Raw genomic sequence first — 16,982 nt, 5'->3', positions numbered from 1 at the left:
CGTTCGTCTGTTGCCGTGCGTCTTCGGTCGATTCCTGTCGTCACGGTCCTCGATTTCAACCAACGGAATTTCGTCATGCTCGATCCCAAGCTGTTGCGCAGCGATCCGCAGTTAGTCGCCCAGCGCCTGGCCCTGCGGGGCTTCACTCTCGACATCGCGCAGCTCGAGTCGCTCGAGTCCCGCCGTCGCGAGCTGCAGACGCGGACCGAGCAGTTGCAGAACGAGCGTAACGTGCGTTCCAAGTCGATCGGCAAGGCCAAGGCCGCCGGCGAGGACATTCAGCCACTGCTGGCGGAGGTGGGGCAACTCGGCGACGACCTCGATGCCGCCAAGCGCGAACTCGGCGAGGTGCAGCAGGCCTGGGACGACCTGGTCGCGGGGCTGCCCAACCTGCCCCATGAAGATGTGCCGCAGGGCGCGGACGAGAGCGACAACGTCGAGCTGCATCGCTGGGGTGCCCCACGCGAGTTCGATTTCGAGGTGCGCGACCACGTCGATCTCGGGGCCCGGTTCGGTTATCTCGACTTCGAGCTGGCGACCAAGCTGACCGGCTCGCGTTTCGCCGTGATGCGCGGGCCGATCGCCCGGCTGCATCGGGCGCTGGCGCAGTTCATGCTCGACACCCAGACCCGGGACCACGGCTACGAAGAGTGCTACGTGCCCTATATGGTCAATGCCGAGACGCTGACCGGAACGGGCCAGTTGCCCAAGTTCGGCGAGGACTTGTTCAAGCTCGGCGACAGCGACTACTACCTGATTCCCACCGCCGAGGTGCCGCTGACCAACTTCGTCCGCGACGAGATTCTCGAGCATGATGCGCTGCCGCTGAAGCTGACCGCCCATACGCCATGCTTCCGGAGCGAGGCGGGTGCCTACGGTCGGGATACGCGTGGGATGATTCGCCAGCATCAGTTCGACAAGGTCGAAATGGTGCAGGTGGTCGACCCCGAGACCAGCTACGAGGCATTGGAGGCGATGCGCGGTCACGCCGAGGCAATCCTGCAGGCGCTGGAGTTGCCGTATCGGGTAGTGACCCTGTGTACTGGCGACATGGGGGCCAGCGCGACCAAGACCTACGATCTTGAAGTGTGGTTGCCGAGCCAGCAGACCTATCGCGAGATCTCCTCGGTCTCCAACTGCGAGGATTTCCAGGCGCGGCGGATGCAGGCGCGCTTCCGCCGCCCCGGCCAGAAGAAGCCGCAGCTGGTACACACCCTGAATGGCTCCGGGCTGGCGGTCGGGCGTTGCCTGCTGGCGGTGCTGGAAAATTACCAGAATGCCGACGGCAGCGTGGACGTGCCGGCGGCGCTGTCGCCCTACATGGGCGGTTTGACGCGTCTCAACGTCGAGTAGATGCAGCGTGTGCCCGGGTCGGTGAAGGGCGACCCGGGCACGTTTGGTTATAACCCTAAACAAAAGCGTTCCTTCGTTTGCCGGTGTCGTGCTCTTACACTTTTGCTATAAGCGTGATGTGATTTTCGGCTTTTCGATCTAAGGCCGGCCCTTCCCACTCCAATGACGGCTCGATTCGTGACCGATTCCCTGACTCTGCAGTACGACCCGTCGCAGCTCGACGTGCACCTGATCGGTGGCGGCAGCGAGACGCTGGCGCTGGCCCAGCGTGTCGCCGGGCTGATGCCGCGGGTGACCGTGCATGCCGGCTCGACGATGCCGGCGTTGGCGGCCCTTTGCCGGAGCCAGGGCTGGGCGGTGCGCAACGACGAGCCGCTGCCGGGGGCTGGCCAGTTATGGCTCGTGGCCAGTGGCGACGCCGCGCGCGATCGCCAGGTGGCCGCGCGGGCGCGGGAGTCCGGCGTGGCGGTCTTCGTACCGTCGCACCCGGCGCTTTGCAGCGTGCGCCTGCCGCCACGGGTAACCACCCGGGATGTGGCCGAGAACGCGGCAGGGCTGGCGCCGGGGAGCTGGCGACGCGGCCACGTCTCGCTGGTCGGGGCCGGCCCGGGGGATCCGGAGCTGCTGACGCTGAAAGCGCTGAAGCAGTTGCAGCAGGCGGATATCGTCATCCACGACCGGCTGGTCAGCCAGGAAATCCTGGCCCTGGCCAGGCCCGATGCCAAGCGTTTCTACGTCGGCAAGGCGCGGTCCCGGCACAGTGTGCCCCAGGAGGGCATCAACCAGGCGCTGGTCGATTGGGCCAGGGCGGGTAACCGGGTGGTTCGGCTGAAGGGCGGCGATCCGTTCATCTTCGGCCGTGGCGGGGAAGAACTCGAGGCGCTGGTCGCCGCCGGGGTCGAATTCGATGTCGTGCCGGGGATCACCGCCGCTTCCGGCTGTGCGGCCTATGCCGGTCTGCCGCTGACCCATCGCGACCACGCCCAGTCGGTACGTTTCGTCACCGGTCATCTCAAGAACGGCAGTTGCGATCTCGACTGGCCGGCGCTGGCTCGGGGCGGTCAGACCCTGGTCTTCTACATGGGCCTGGGTGCGCTGGAGCTGATTCGCGCACGGCTGGTGGCACACGGGCTGGACGCGGCCACGCCGCTGGCACTGATCGAGCAGGGCACGACGGCCAACCAGCGGGTGCATCTGGGCACGCTGGCACGACTCCCCGAGAGTCTCGCCGATCATCAACCCCGCCCGCCGACGTTGATCGTCGTCGGCAGCGTGGTCGCGTTGGCCTCGCGTCTCGACTGGTTCAAGCCGACCGATAGTGGCAGCCTGGGCTGGGTCGAGGGCAAGCACCCCACACCGCTCTCCCGGGCCGACAGCGCCTGAAGCCAGCCACCGTCGGCGACCGTTGATCCCGGCCCTCGGCGTTCATGGGGCGGGATGGCTGGCGTCCTCTCTCTCGGTCGACACCGTTGACGTTTCCATCGATAGATCAACCGGATAGCGGTCAGACCGTCGTTGACGCCATCTTGCGGCGCTTCGACAATGAGAGCTCGCGACGGGGAGAGGCGCATGAACGTTGAGCAGTTGGATATCCGTGGCCACATGGCGCAGTTCGCGCCGTTCGACGATCTTCCCGATGCGCTGCTCGATCGCATCGCCGGAGAGGTCGAAATCCGCTATTTCCAGGCCGGCAGCGAACTGCTGGTCAAGGACCAGCCGGTCGAAGCGCTGTGGTACATCCGCAGCGGGGCGGTGGAGATGTACCAGCGCAGCGGCCGGCTGTTCAATCGCCTGAGCGAAGGCGACATCTTCGGTTACTCGGATCTGCTGCGGAGCAACCGCCGGGTGCGCTATCCGGTCAGCGCGATCGAGGACACGCTGATCTATTTCATCCCCGGTGATGTGTTCGAGGCGATCTGCGAGGAGGACGACGACTTCGCCGAGTTCGTCGAGACCGGTGGCCAGCGTCTCAAGGTGACGGTGGAGCAGCAGCGCGACGACAGCGGCCTGATGACGACCCGGGTGCGCAAGCTGATCAGCCGGCAGCCACAGATGGTCGAAGCCTCCATGTCCCTGCAGCAGGCGGCCCTGCAGATGCGCGATGCCAATGTCACCTGCGTGCTGGTGGTCGATGTCACCGAGACCCATTCCGCCTATACCTTCACCGGCCCCGACGGCCGCCACTGGCAGCTCAACGGCATTCTGACCGACCGCGATTTCTGCACTCGCGTGCTGGCAGAAGGCAAGTCGGCCCAGACCCCGGTGGGCGAGGTCATGTCGCGGAAAGTCATCGTCGTCCAGTCCGATGAATCGGTTTACGAAGCAATGCTGTGCATGTTACGCAATCAGGTTCACCATCTGCCGGTACTGCACCGTCGTCAGCCGGTCGGCGTGCTGCACCTCTCCGATATCGTTCGCCACGAGACCCACAGCAGCCTGTTCCTGGTCAACAACATCTTCGTTCAGAACACGCCCGAGCAACTGGCACGGCTGGCGCCGGAGGTGGGTACGGGGTTCGTGCGCATGGTCGCCGACGGCGCCAACTCCGAGATGGTCTGCCGGGCGCTGGCGACGATCGGGCGGGCGTTCACGCAGCGCCTGATCGAACTGGCGGAAGCCGAGCTGGGCCCGGCACCGGTACCCTATTGCTTTATGGTACTGGGGTCGATGGCGCGGGAGGAGCCCACCATCAATGCCGACCAGGACAACGCGCTGGTTCTCCATGACGACTACGATCCCGAGCGACACGGAGAGTATTTCGAGGCGCTGGCGAGGCTTGTCTGCGATGGCCTCGACGCCTGCGGCTATCCGTACTGCAAGGGCGACGTGATGGCGACCAATCCGCGCTGGCGAAAACCGCTACAGGTTTGGAAACGCTATTTCACCGAGTGGATGGACGAGCCGAATGGCGAGCGACTGCTGCACAGCTCCATCTTCTTCGACCTGGCGCCAGTGCATGGCGAGACGCCCATGGTCGAAGCGTTGCAGGACCTGATCGCCGAACTGGCGCCACAGCGACCGATCTTTCTGGCCGCATTGGCGCGCAACGCCAAGAATCGCACGCCGCCGCTGGGATTCTTTCGACAGTTCGTCATGGAGCAGGATGGTGAACATCGCAAGTCGATCAACCTCAAGCGCCGGGGAACCGCGCCGCTGACCGACCTGGTGCGGGTGCATGCGCTGGCCTGCGGCTCCAAGGCGCAGAACAGCTTTGCCCGCCTCGATGACATTGCCCAGACCAAACTGCTGGCCGACGGCGTCACCGAGCGTCTGCGCTACGCCTTCGAGTTCATGTCGATGGTGCGTATTCGCCATCAGGCCGATGCGGTCGAGCGGGGCGTCGAGCCCGACAATAGCGTCGACCCCGAAAACATCGGCAGCCGGGAACGGCACCATCTGAAGGATGCCTTCGAGGCGATCAGCAACGCCCAGAAATTTCTCTCCTTCCGCTACACCATGCCATCCAGGTCGGGCTCCTCCAGGACGGGCGGTGGCTCCGAAGAGCAGCGGGGCCACCGATGACGTTACGTGCCGGCGCCAGAAGGCCGTCCCAGCCGACCTGGCCGGATTACATGGCCTCCCGCGCACAGCAGGCTCGCGAATCCCGGCTGGCCGATTTCTTCACCCGGGGGACGCTCGACCCGGATACCCCGATCGGCGAGGCCCCGCTGGTCGCGATGGACTTCGAGACCACTGGCCTGGATAGCAGCCGCCACGACATTGTCAGCGTCGGGGTGATGCCGTTCACCCTGTCCCGGATCCGCCCGGCGGACGGCCGCTACTGGGTGCTGTCACCGCGTCGCAAGCTCAGCGATGAATCGGTGGCCTTTCACCACATCACCCATGCCGAGGTGGCGGATGCTCCCGATTTCGCGGCGATCATCGATGAGCTGCTGGACTCGCTCGCTGGCCGGCTGGTCGTCGTGCACTATCGTCAGTTGGAGCGCACGTTCCTCGACGCGGCGGTACGCGAGCGGTTGGGCGAAGGCCTGCTGATGCCGATGATCGATACCATGTCGCTGGAAGCGCGGATTCACCGCCAGTCGTGGTGGGCAAGGCTGCGTCGCTGGGCGGGACGGCCGATGGCGTCGATTCGGTTGCACGAAAGTCGCCAGCGCTATCATCTCCCGGCGTACACCGGGCACCATGCGCTGGTCGATTCGCTGGCAACGGCGGAGCTGTTGCAGGCGCAGATTCTTTACCATTACGACTGGGAGACCCCGGTCGGTGCGCTTTGGCGTTGACCCGGGCCGGGCGCGACGGGGCCAATGGCGGATGCAAAAAAGGGCGGCTCTCTGAGCCGCCCTTGTTCGTGATCGATCTTCCGGGGAAGAGGTCGTCAGCCGCGAGGCTCGGACCGCAAGCCCTGGATGATGGCGTAGCACGCGGCCAGCAGAACGATCGTGAACGGCAGACCGGTGGTGATGACCGCCGCCTGCAGTGCCGTCAAGCCGCCACCCAGCAGCAGCGCAATGGCGATCGCGCCCTCGATCAAGGCCCAGAACACGCGCTGCGGTGTCGGTGCGTCGACCTTGCCGCCGGCAGTGATCGAATCGATGACCAGCGAACCGGAGTCGGACGAGGTGATGAAGAACACCATGACCAGAATGATGCCGACGAACGACGTGATGGAGGTCAACGGCAACTGGCCCAGCATGGTGAACAACTGCAGCGGCAATTCTGCGTTCTTGACACCCTCGAAGCCGTCGCTGACCAGCTGGTTGATGGCGGTATCGCCGAATGCGGTCATCCACAGCACGGAGACGACGGTCGGCACCAGCAGTACGGCGATCAGGAATTCACGGACGGTGCGGCCGCGGCTGACACGAGCGATGAACATGCCGACGAACGGTGACCAGGAGATCCACCAGGCCCAGTAGAAGGCCGTCCATCCATGCACGAAGTTGCTGTCTTCACGGCCGAACGGGTTGGAAAGCGCCGGCAGGTTCTTGAGGTACGACCCCATGTTCTCGACGAAACCGGTGGCGATCAGCAGGGTCGGGCCGACGAAGATCACGAACAGCAGCAGCAGGAACGCGAGCGCCATGTTGATCTGGGACAGGCGTTGTACGCCCTTGTCGACACCCAGCATGACCGACATCAGTGCTACCAGGGTGATGCCGATGATCAGCAGCACCATGGTGACATCGTTGTTGGGTGTACCGAAAAGATAGTTGAGGCCGGCGGACGCCTGCGACGCGCCCAGGCCCAAGGATGTCGCCAGGCCGAACAAGGTCGCGAATACGGCCAGGATATCGATGATGTGTCCCGGCCAGCCCCAGATCCGCTCACCCAGAATGGGGTAGAAGATCGAGCGCATGGTCAGCGGCAGGCCCTTGTTGAAGGAGAACAACGCCAGCGACAGGGCGACCACCGCGTAAATCCCCCACGGGTGCAGGCCCCAATGGAAAATCGTGGCGGCCATGGCCAGCGATTGCGCTGCCGCCTGGTCACCCTGGGCACCCCCCAGCGGCGCCCACGAGTCGCCGGAGATGGAGGTGTCAAAGTGGGTCATGGGCTCGGAGACGCCATAGAACATCAGCCCGATACCCATGCCCGCCGCGAACAGCATGGCGAACCAGCCGGCATAGCTGAAGTCGGGCTTGGCGTGCAGGCCGCCGATCCTGACCTTGCCCAGCGGGGTGAAGATCAGCACCACCGACAGCAGCACGAAGATGTTGGCGGCGAACAGAAACAGCCAGCTCAAGTTGTCGGTCAGGAAGCTCTTCGCTCCGTTGAAGATCGGACCCATCTGTTCCGGCAATGCCAGCGTGATGATGACGAAGAACAGAATCAGCAGGGAAGAGACCGAAAAGACCTTGCCATGCAGATCGACGTTGAGACCAAACTTGCTGGTCTGAATATTGTCCTGGCCAATCACGTAATCGGTATCGATGAGATTGGCGGGACCTTCGGGCGCCGGTATGCCTTCCTGCGGCGCATCCGGCTGATTGTTGGCGTCTTGAGCCACTAGCCGTCTCCCTTGTTTGATGAGTCAGTTCGAGGTCGCCCTCGTGTGGCGACGATTCTCTTGCGCTCCCTTGCGTCGTCCGGGCGTCTTGCCAGGCTGTGCCACCCGGTCGAGGCAGAGCACATAGTCTGGCGTATCCGCGGGAACACGCAAGTTCCCCAATTATCCTGAATCAAGTTGGTGCTTCCAACCGTCTCGGCGAGAATCCGCAAGTTTCCCCGCCGGTATCGCGACAGTAGCCTTTTTCTATTTCTGATTCTGTTCTGGCGACGACGCGAGGAGTAGACCAAGGTCAGAGTGAAACGCGCTGGCACTATCGCCTATAGTCGCAGCAGCATTTAAACGAATGTTTGAATTCTTGAGGGGGTCGAATGGCAGACTATCGTGCGCCGCTCATGGACATGCGGTTCGTCCGTGAAGAGGTGTTCCGGGCCGAGCAGGAGTGGCAGTCCATGTCGGCGACCGCCGATTTCAATGCCGAACTCGCCGATGCCGTCATTGAGGAAGCCGCTCGTCTGGTCGAAGCAGAACTGTTTCCGCTCAATCAGCGTGGAGACCACGAAGGCTGCGTGATGTCGGATGGCGCGGTGACCACACCGGGCGGTTTTCGCCAGGCTTTCGCGGAGCTGGCGCGGGGCGGATGGTGCGGGCTCGGCGGCAATCCTGCCCATGGTGGACAGGGCCTGCCCAAACTGTTGACCCAGTCCTTCGACGAACTGCTCTACGCCAGCAATACCGGCTTCGCGTTATACCTGACGCTCAACAACGGTGCCGGCCTGTTGCTCGACGCCTATGCCGACGACGCGGTCAAGTCCCGCTATCTTCCGCGGCTCTACGCCGGTGAGTGGCTGGGCACCATGTGCCTGACCGAACCGCACTGCGGCACCGATCTCGGGTTGATCAAGACGCGGGCAGTGCCGAGCGACAACGGCCGTTACTCGGTGACCGGCAGCAAGATCTGGATCACCGGCGGTGAGCACGATCTGACCGACAATATCGTCCACCTGGTGCTGGCCAAATTGCCGAATGCGCCGCCGGGCGCCAAGGGCATCTCGCTGTTCCTGGTTCCCAAGCGCCAGGTGCTCGAAGACGGTTCACTGGGAGAGGCGAACGGCGTGGTCTGTGGCGGACTCGAGCACAAGATGGGCATCAACGGCAGTGCGACCTGCGTGATGCATTTCGAAGGTGCCGAGGGCGTGCTGATCGGTGAACCCCATCAGGGGCTGGCGGCGATGTTCACGATGATGAATTACGAGCGGCTCTCGATCGGCATACAGGGTCTGGGCCTGGGCGACGTCGCCTACCAGAGCGCCATCGCCTTCGCCCGCGAGCGTCGCCAGAGCCGGGGCCCGGGTGGTGCCGCCGAGCCCGATCAGGCCGCCGATCCGATCCTGGTTCATCCCGACGTGCGACGCATGGCACTCAACGCCCGTGCCTGGAACGAGGGCGGCCGGCTGTTTGCCGCCTGTGTCGCCCGTGAACTCGATCGTGCCAAGTATCACGCCGATCGCGAGGTTCGCGAGGCGGCCGAGGAGCTGGTCGCGTTGCTCACCCCGGTGGCCAAGGCGTTTCTGACCGACCGGGGCTTTGCGACCACGGTCGAGGCGCAGCAGATCTTTGGCGGCAGCGGTTACTGCGTCGAATGGGGCGCCGAGCAGTACGTGCGTGATGCGCGAATCGCGATGATCTACGAGGGCACCAACGGCATTCAGGCCATGGATCTGATCGGCCGCAAGCTGACGCGCAACCAGGGGGCTTATGTCGAGCGTCTTGCCGATCGGATCAGAACGGATCTCGAGAACGATGATATCGATGCGCCTGACGTGCATCCGTTCCGGGAGGCGCTCGAGCGTGAGTTGATCCGGCTCGAGCGAGTCACCGCAGCGGTGATCGATGCCGCCAGCAAGGACGCGGCGGCGGCTGGGGCGGCCGCCAATGACTACCTGCACTTGCTCGGCTACGCGGTCTACACCTGGCTGTGGTGGAAGGCGGCTTGCGCGGCACAGCGCGGCCTGACCCGACAAGGGTCGTCCGGTGAGGATTTCTATCGGGCGAAGTTGATCGTGGGGCAGCATTTTCTGACTCGCCAGCTACCCCATTCCGAGGCGTTGGAGCGCCAGATAGCGTCGGGGCCGTCGGGGCTGATGGCGCTGGAACGGGGCTGGTTCTGACGTCACCTGGGTGGTCGACCCTGCCTATCGGGCCAAGCTGCACCAACGCAGAGCGACACCTGCTCGCGCGCGAGTTTCATGCGCAGCAATGGTGCGATCCGAGGCGCTCGAGGGGGCCTGGCGCACCTTTTGCGGAAATCATCCCGGGTTCTTCGATCTTTTTTTGCACCAAATCGTTGCCGTTGACCGAAGTTCTCGCTCTTTTTCCTGGTTTTTGTATACAAGGTTGAGGTGGTGAAAGTTTAGGGCACGAAAAATGCATGGGGTTTTCCGATCGATGGCTACGCCGTCACGGGCGAGCATTCCCGATCATCAGGGGATCATGACCAGGAGAATCCGATGACAACAACATCCCTTCGCAAGTTGATTGCCGGTTCCAGCATCGCGCTGGGGCTGGCCGGTTTCGGTACCGCCGCGGTGGCCCAGGACGAGGGCCCGATCCGGGTCGGCATCCTGCACTCGCTCTCCGGCACCATGGCGATCAGCGAGTCGACGCTGAAAGACGAGATGCTGATGCTGATCGCCAAGCAGAACGACGCCGGTGGGCTGCTGGGTCGCAAGCTCGAACCGGTGGTCATGGATCCGGCCTCGGACTGGTCGCTCTATGCCGAGCAGGCGCGCGACATGCTGACCGGCGACGATCGCGTCGACGTCATCTTCGGCAACTGGACGTCGGCGTCTCGCAAGGCGGTGCTGCCGGTGGTCGAGGAGCTCAACGGGCTGCTGTTCTATCCGGTGCAGTACGAGGGCGAGGAGTCCTCCGAGAACATCTTCTACACCGGCGCGGCGCCCAACCAGCAGGCGATCCCGGCGGTGGACTACCTGATGAGCCAGGGCGTGGAGCGTTGGGCACTGCTGGGCACCGACTACGTCTACCCGCGGACCACCAACAAGATCCTCGAAGCCTACCTCAAGGCCAATGGCGTCGCCGATGACGACATCATGGTCAATTACACGCCGTTCGGTTTCAGTGACTGGCAGTCGATCGTCTCGCAGGTCAAGGACTTCGGTAGCCAGGGCAAGAAGACCGCGGTGGTTTCCACCATCAACGGTGATGCCAACGTGCCGTTCTACAACGAACTCGCCAACCAGGGCATCTCCGCGGGCGACATTCCCGTGGTCGCGTTCTCGGTCGGCGAGCAGGAACTGACCGGTATCGATACCGCGCCGCTGGTCGGCCACATGGCGGCGTGGAACTACTTCATGAGCGTCGACAGCGACGCCAACTACGACTTCATCGACGACTGGGTTGCCTACACCGGCAACGATCAGGCGGTGACCAACGATCCCATGGAAGCGCATTTCATCGGCTTCAACATGTGGGCGCAGGCGGTCGAGAAGGCCGGCACCACCGATGTCGACGCGGTCAAGGATTCGATCATCGGCGTGACCGTGCCCAACCTGTCCGGTGGGGCTTCGACCATGATGCCCAACCACCACATCACCAAGCCGGTGATGATCGGCGAGATCCAGGATGACGGTCAGTTCAGCGTGGTCTGGCAGACGCCGACGACGGTTGCCGGCGATGCCTGGTCCGACTACCTGCCGGAATCCAAGAACCTGATCAGCGATTGGCGGGCGCCGCTGCGCTGCGGCAAGCTCGATGTCGAGTCGATGACCTGCGAAGACGGTCCCGGCGCGGAATAAGCCAGCTGGATCGATGCCGGCGCCCGACAGGGCGCCGGTGTCGCTCGCCTGGCCGGATGATAGACCGCGTTGAGGATGATCCTATGAGCACCACCGCATGAGCACCTTCAAAGAACAACCCGCCCGCGCACCCTTACGCGGGCGGAACATAAAACTGCTGCTGTGCCTGTTGATGGCATGGAGCCTGAGCTTCATCAGCCAGAGTGTCTTTGCAGCCACGTCGAGCGAGCCACGAGCGCTGCTGGAGGCACTCGATACCGGTAACTTCCAGGCCAAGGGCGTTGCCGCTCAGGCCATTGCCGACAGCGATGCCGAGCAGAAAACGCGCTGGTTGCAGGCGTTGCTCGATGGGCGCCTGGGTAAGGAGCGTCGCGGCGAGCGCTTCTATATCGTCACCGATGACAGCGGTCGCGAATGGCCGATCATCGATGCCATCACCTTCGAGGATGCGGGCACCGGCACCCGGCGCACCGTGGATATCTTCAAGATCAACAACGATCTGCGCACGCAGATCGAAGGGCTGCTCGCCTCGCTGTCATTGAGCGCGGGCGATGAAGCGTCGCGTCTGGCGGCGGCGCGCCAATTGATCGGCGAGATCGAGGCGGATAACGCGGCCAGCGTGCGCCAGATGCGCAACGAGGAAGAGAGCGACGCCGTTCGCCAGCCGCTCGATGTTGCGCTGGCGTTATACGACGTGCAACAGGGCGATGCCGAGGCGCTCGACACGCTGCGCGGCAATCTCGATACGCGGATACGCAATACGCTGGTGCCGATCGCCGCAGGCGACTCGCCCCTGGCGGCCGAGGCGCGATCGGTGCTTGACGGCATCGAGAGCAAGCGCGTCTGGTACGACCGTGCGCAGACGCTGTTCTTCGGCCTGAGCGCCGGCTCGATTCTGGTGCTGGCGGCCATCGGCCTGGCAATCACCTTCGGCGTCATGGGTGTGATCAACATGGCCCACGGCGAGCTGATCATGATCGGCGCCTACACCACCTGGCTGATCCAGCAGGCGCTGCCCGGCCAGCCCGGGTTGGCGCTAGCGCTCGCCATCCCCGGCGGGTTTCTGGTCGCCGGGGCGTTCGGCGTGGTGATCGAGCGCACCGTGATCCGCTTTCTGAAGGGCCGCCCGCTGGAGACGCTGCTGGCGACATTCGGCCTCAGCCTGATCCTGCAGCAACTGGTCCGCAGCGTGTTCTCGCCGCTCAACCGCCGAGTGACCTCGCCGGAGTGGATGCAGGGCGCCTGGCAGATCAACGAGGCGCTCGCCTTTACGCTCAACCGGCTTGGCGTGCTGCTGTTCTGCCTGGCCGTGTTCGCCGCGCTGTGGGCGTTGATGCGCTTCACCCGCCTCGGGCTGGAAGTGCGCGCGGTTACCCAGAACCGTGCCATGGCGAGGGCGATGGGCGTGCGCGCTACGCGTGTCGACATGCTCACGTTCGGCCTCGGCGCGGGTGTCGCGGGGCTCGCCGGCGTGGCGCTGTCGCAGTTGACCAACGTCGGCCCCAACCTGGGCCAGAGTTACATCGTCGACTCCTTCCTGGTCGTCGTCTTCGGCGGCGTCGGCAACTTGTGGGGAACACTGGTGGCGGGCATGTCGCTGGGGGTGATCAATCAGGTACTGCAGCCCTGGGTCGGCGCGGTGCTGGCCAAGATCATCGTGCTGGTCGGCGTGATCCTGTTCATCCAGAAGCGCCCGCAGGGCATCTTCGCACCCAAGGGGCGGACCTCATGACGACCCAAGCCACCTTGTCTGGCCGCGACCGGTCGCGCCAGGCGTTCCTTTCCCGCTCGACGCTGGTGACCAGCCTGGTGCTGATCGTCGGCATGCTGCTCGTGCTGGTGCTCAACGCCCTGCCGGCGTCGAACGCGCTGCACGTCAGCGGGGCGACCGTCGCGCTGCTGGGCAAATATTTCACCTATATGCTGCTGGCACTCGCCGTGGACCTGATCTGGGGCTATCTCGGTATTCTGAGCCTTGGCCATGGCGCCTTCTTCGCCCTGGGCGGTTACGCCATGGGGCTCTACCTCAATGCACAGACCTCAGCACTGCCGGGCTGGCAGGCGATGATGACCTACTTCCCGGTAGCGGCGCTCATGGTCCTGCTGGCGCCGGGTCTGCTGGCGCTGGCCTTCGGCTGGCTGGCGTTTCGCTCCCGGGTCACCGGCGTCTACTTCTCGATCATTACCCAGGCGCTGACGTTCGCGCTGATGCTCGCGTTCAATCGCAACGAGATGGGGCTTGGCGGCAGTACCGGCCTCACTCGTTTCTACGAGCTCATGGGTTTTTCCCTGAGCAGCGAAGGTATGACCGTGGCGTTGTTCGTGGCCTCCGGCGTTGCCGTGTTGCTGGCGTTCTGGCTGTGCCGGGCGATCACCGTCTCGCGGCTGGGCCGGGTCAGTCTGGCGACGCGCGACGCCGAAGCGCGAATGCGTTTCATCGGCTATCGGGTCGATCACGTCAAGCTGGCGCTGTTCGTGGTCTCGGCGATGATCGCCGGCGTTGCCGGGGCGCTCTATGTGCCGCAGGTCGGCATCATCAACCCCAGCACCTTCGCCCCGCTGTTCTCCATCGAGGTCGTGGTGTGGGTTGCCCTGGGCGGCCGGGCGACGCTCTACGGCGCGCTGCTCGGGGCGCTGGTGGTCAACTATCTGAAGACGGTGCTGACGGGGGCGATGCCGGACGCCTGGCTGTTCATTCTTGGCGCGCTGTTCGTGCTGGTGACGATGGTGTTGCCTCAGGGCATCGCCGGGGTGATCGCGAAGTGGCGGGGTCGGCGGCGCGCAGCGGTGCGGCCTGGGCAGAGGGAGGCAAGCGCATGAGCGGTTTGGAGAGTGCCCGCTTCGGCAGACTGCGCGAGCTGGCCCGGCCAGACCGGGTGTTCGACTTCATGGCCCCGGCCCAGTCGCCGGTGGACGTGCGTCACGGACCGATCCTCTATCTCGAGGACGTCAGCGTCAGTTTCGATGGCTTCCAGGCCATCAACGGCTTGAATCTGACCATCGACGATGGCGAGCTGCGCTGCATCATCGGCCCGAACGGGGCCGGCAAGACGACGATGATGGACATCATCACCGGCAAGACACGTCCCGACACTGGCCAGGTCTGGTTCGGCAGCCGCCACAACCTGCTGGCCCTGGACGAGCCGCAGATCGCCAATCTCGGCATCGGCCGCAAGTTCCAGAAACCGACGGTCTTCGAGGCGCTCGACGTGACCGAGAACCTGGAGCTGGCGATGGCGGGTGAGCGGCGAGTCTGGAAGACGCTGCTGGCGCGACTCGATCACGAAGGGCAGGCGCGAATCGACGAGGTGCTCGAGACGATCGGACTGAATGATGAGCGTTATCGCCTTGCCGGCGTGCTCTCCCATGGCCAGAAACAGTGGCTCGAGATCGGCATGTTGCTGATGCAGCGACCGCGTCTACTGCTGGTGGACGAGCCCGTGGCCGGCATGACCGAGCCGGAAATGCACCGTACCGCCGAGCTGCTGACGCGCCTTGCCGGCCAGCAGTCGGTGGTCGTGGTCGAGCACGACATGGGCTTTGTGCGTTCGATCGCGCGGCAGGTCACGGTGCTGCATCAGGGGAGTGTCCTGGCCGAGGGCTCCATGGATGCGGTGTCGAGCGACCCGCGGGTGATCGAGGTCTATCTCGGTGGTGACGAGGAGTCGGCCTGATGCTGAGCGTGGAAAATCTGAACCAGTACTATGGCGAAAGTCATATACTGCGCGATCTCACCCTGGACGTGCCCACGGGTCGCTGTACCTGCGTGATGGGGCGCAATGGAGTCGGCAAGACGACGCTGTTGAAGACGATCATGGGCGAGGTTGCCGCCCGTGACGGCAGCGTTCGCTTCGACGGCGAGGATCTATTCAAACGCCGGCCCGAGGCCCGCGCGGGCCTCGGCATCGGCTATGTGCCCCAGGGTCGCCAGATATTCGCCACCCTGAGCGTGGAGGAGAATCTCAAGGTCGGGCTGCCATCGCGGCGCGTTCGTGGCCGGGAGAGAAGAGCCGGCAAGATTCCCGAGCGCATCTACGAGCTATTTCCGGTGCTCAAGGAGATGCGCTATCGTCGAGGTGGCGATCTTTCCGGCGGGCAGCAGCAGCAACTGGCGATCGGGCGGGCGCTGGTGCTCGACCCCCGTCTGCTGATCCTCGACGAGCCGGGTGAGGGTATCCAGCCCAACATCGTCGCTCAGATCGGGGAGGTCATGCGCCAGCTGAATCGCGAGGACGGCCTGACGGTGCTGCTGGTCGAGCAGAAATTGCCGTTCGCGCGTCGCTACGCCGATGGCTTCGTGATCATGGACCGGGGGCAGAAGGTGGCCGAGGGAGATATCGGATCATTGAGCGACGACCTGATCAAACGGCATCTGACGGTATGACGGCGGAGATCCCCAGGCCATTGCAGCGCCCGATGTCACTGGCGCCGGCGGATTCCGGGCACCGGTTCGATGCCGGGCGCCGCTGGGACGCCTCGCTGTCGTTGGCGTTCGCGTCGCGTCCGCATGGCCGGGAAGACGCGGCACGAACGCGGTTGGTCCGGGCACGGCACCATGGGCCGCTACGGGTCCAGCGGCCGTTCTACCCGGAGCCGCAACAGGTCGGCCAAGTCGACCCCTGTCACGTCTATCTGCTGCATCCGCCAGGGGGGCTGGTCAGTGGCGATGCACTGACGGTCGATGTCAGGGTCGAACCTTCTGCCCATGCCGTGCTCACCACGCCAGCGGCGACCAAGCTCTACCGGGCGGATAGCCACGCCGTCGCTTGGTCGCAGACCAATCGATTCGCTGTCGAGGACGAGGGTCTTCTCGAGTGGCTGCCCCAGGAGACCATCGGTTTCGATGGCTCGCGAGGCGAGCAGCTTACCGAGATCGCCTTGCAGGGCAACGCCCGCTGTCTGGGGTGGGAAATCATGGCGTTGGGACGCCCGGCGAGCCAGTTGCCGTTCGAGAGCGGTCGCATCGAGCAGCGCTTTCGACTGACCCGGGATGGCCTGCCGCTGTGGCTCGAGCGCCAGCCGCTGGATCCGGCGCACCGGCGATTCGTCGGGCGTTGGGGGCAGGGCGGCGCGACTGTCCAGGCCACGCTGTGGGCGGCGGGCGTGGAGGATGCGGGTGGGGCGGTTGATGCCCTCAGAGCGGCGCTGCCGGCGCGCCCGAACTGGGCGGTGACGCAACGTCACGGTGTGCTGCTGCTGCGCTATCTGGGCAGTTCCCGCAACGAAGCCTGGGACCTGTGCTGCGCTGCCTGGCACGTGCTTCGACCCTTGCTGGCCGGTCGGGGGGCTTGCGAGCCACGCATCTGGCGGACGTGACCACCCCGCGGAGAACCCCGCCCGCGGCACCTTGAAGCCGGCGCTTGGCCGGCGGCAGGGCTGAAAGACCGAACTTTGAACAACGCGCAAGAGCCAGGGAGCCGTCGCGATGGAATTGACCCCGAGAGACAAAGACAAGCTGATGCTGTTCAGCGCCGCTCAACTGGCCGAGCGACGGCGTGCCCGTGGACTCAAGCTCAACTACCCGGAAGCGATGGCGCTGATCAGTTTCGAGATTCTGGAAGGTGCGCGGGATGGCAGAAGCGTGGCCGACCTGATGGGGTACGGACGCGAAATACTGACGCGGGAAGACGTCATGGACGGAGTGGCCGACATGATTCACGAGGTGCAGGTCGAGGCGACATTCCCGGACGGCACCAAGCTCGTCACGGTTCACGATCCCATCGTCTGACGCGGCGCTTCCGGGCCGGACGGTGTCGGCGCGGTTTCGCACGCTGCAGGTCGGCCAATGCCGACGGCCTTGCTTGTGCCGTCCGGGGTGCCGTCCCGGCGAAGAACAATCG

At 64.5% G+C, this 16,982-nt stretch carries 13 protein-coding genes; 12 read left to right on the top strand and 1 reads right to left on the bottom strand.

The features are described from left to right. Nucleotides 1–75: 75 nt before the first annotated feature. The 4 genes from serS to DOM54_RS00330 all read left to right on the top strand — a co-directional run bounded on the left by serS (nt 76) and on the right by DOM54_RS00330 (nt 5,597). Nucleotides 76–1,353 (top strand): serine--tRNA ligase, encoded by a 1,278-nt coding sequence (serS, locus tag DOM54_RS00345; protein ID WP_110714452.1) that lies wholly within the window; start codon nt 76–78, stop codon nt 1,351–1,353. A gap of 555 nt (nt 1,354–1,908) precedes the next feature. Then, nucleotides 1,909–2,736, top strand: coding sequence for a uroporphyrinogen-III C-methyltransferase (gene cobA / locus DOM54_RS00340; protein ID WP_338067001.1), 828 nt, complete (start codon nt 1,909–1,911; stop codon nt 2,734–2,736). 186 nt (nt 2,737–2,922) lie between these two features. After that, nucleotides 2,923–4,875: a DUF294 nucleotidyltransferase-like domain-containing protein gene (locus DOM54_RS00335; RefSeq protein WP_110714450.1), complete on the top strand. Its 1,953-nt coding sequence runs from the start codon at nt 2,923–2,925 to the stop codon at nt 4,873–4,875. Next, nucleotides 4,872–5,597, top strand: coding sequence for a 3'-5' exonuclease (locus DOM54_RS00330; RefSeq protein ID WP_110714449.1), 726 nt, complete (start codon nt 4,872–4,874; stop codon nt 5,595–5,597). The genes DOM54_RS00335 and DOM54_RS00330 overlap by 4 nt, the downstream gene beginning before the upstream one ends. Before the next feature lie 95 nt (nt 5,598–5,692). Here the strand turns inward: DOM54_RS00330 and DOM54_RS00325 are convergent, their stop codons facing one another. Further along, complete coding sequence (locus DOM54_RS00325; RefSeq protein ID WP_110714448.1) at nt 5,693–7,324, bottom strand: BCCT family transporter; 1,632 nt, start codon at nt 7,322–7,324, stop codon at nt 5,693–5,695. Nucleotides 7,325–7,695: 371 nt separating this feature from the next. On the opposite strand from DOM54_RS00325, the gene DOM54_RS00320 reads away from it, so the two are divergent. The 8 genes from DOM54_RS00320 to DOM54_RS00285 all read left to right on the top strand — a co-directional run bounded on the left by DOM54_RS00320 (nt 7,696) and on the right by DOM54_RS00285 (nt 16,870). Then, nucleotides 7,696–9,495, top strand: a complete 1,800-nt coding sequence (locus DOM54_RS00320) for an acyl-CoA dehydrogenase C-terminal domain-containing protein (RefSeq protein WP_110714447.1) — start codon at nt 7,696–7,698, stop codon at nt 9,493–9,495. Between the two features lie 339 nt (nt 9,496–9,834). Beyond that, complete coding sequence (urtA, locus tag DOM54_RS00315; protein ID WP_110714446.1) at nt 9,835–11,142, top strand: urea ABC transporter substrate-binding protein; 1,308 nt, start codon at nt 9,835–9,837, stop codon at nt 11,140–11,142. A gap of 97 nt (nt 11,143–11,239) precedes the next feature. Further along, nucleotides 11,240–12,874, top strand: a complete 1,635-nt coding sequence (gene urtB, locus DOM54_RS00310) for an urea ABC transporter permease subunit UrtB (RefSeq protein ID WP_110714445.1) — start codon at nt 11,240–11,242, stop codon at nt 12,872–12,874. Next, nucleotides 12,871–13,962 carry an urea ABC transporter permease subunit UrtC gene (gene urtC / locus DOM54_RS00305; RefSeq protein WP_110714444.1) on the top strand — a complete coding sequence of 364 codons (1,092 nt, stop codon included), beginning with the start codon at nt 12,871–12,873 and terminating at the stop codon, nt 13,960–13,962. Before urtB ends, urtC begins: the two co-directional genes overlap by 4 nt. After that, on the top strand, nt 13,959–14,816 hold the full coding sequence (gene urtD / locus DOM54_RS00300; protein ID WP_110714443.1) for an urea ABC transporter ATP-binding protein UrtD: 858 nt from the start codon (nt 13,959–13,961) through the stop codon (nt 14,814–14,816). Before urtC ends, urtD begins: the two co-directional genes overlap by 4 nt. Next, on the top strand, nt 14,816–15,526 hold the full coding sequence (gene urtE / locus DOM54_RS00295; protein ID WP_110714442.1) for an urea ABC transporter ATP-binding subunit UrtE: 711 nt from the start codon (nt 14,816–14,818) through the stop codon (nt 15,524–15,526). Before urtD ends, urtE begins: the two co-directional genes overlap by 1 nt. Then, nucleotides 15,523–16,458, top strand: a complete 936-nt coding sequence (locus DOM54_RS00290; RefSeq protein ID WP_110714441.1) for an urease accessory protein UreD — start codon at nt 15,523–15,525, stop codon at nt 16,456–16,458. The genes urtE and DOM54_RS00290 overlap by 4 nt, the downstream gene beginning before the upstream one ends. Before the next feature lie 109 nt (nt 16,459–16,567). After that, on the top strand, nt 16,568–16,870 hold the full coding sequence (locus tag DOM54_RS00285) for an urease subunit gamma (protein WP_110708571.1): 303 nt from the start codon (nt 16,568–16,570) through the stop codon (nt 16,868–16,870). Nucleotides 16,871–16,982 lie beyond the last annotated feature (112 nt).

This window comes from Salinicola acroporae (assembly GCF_003206615.1).
Classification (GTDB): Bacteria; Pseudomonadota; Gammaproteobacteria; order Pseudomonadales; family Halomonadaceae; genus Salinicola; species Salinicola acroporae.
This window is presented reverse-complemented; position numbering and strand designations above follow the sequence as displayed.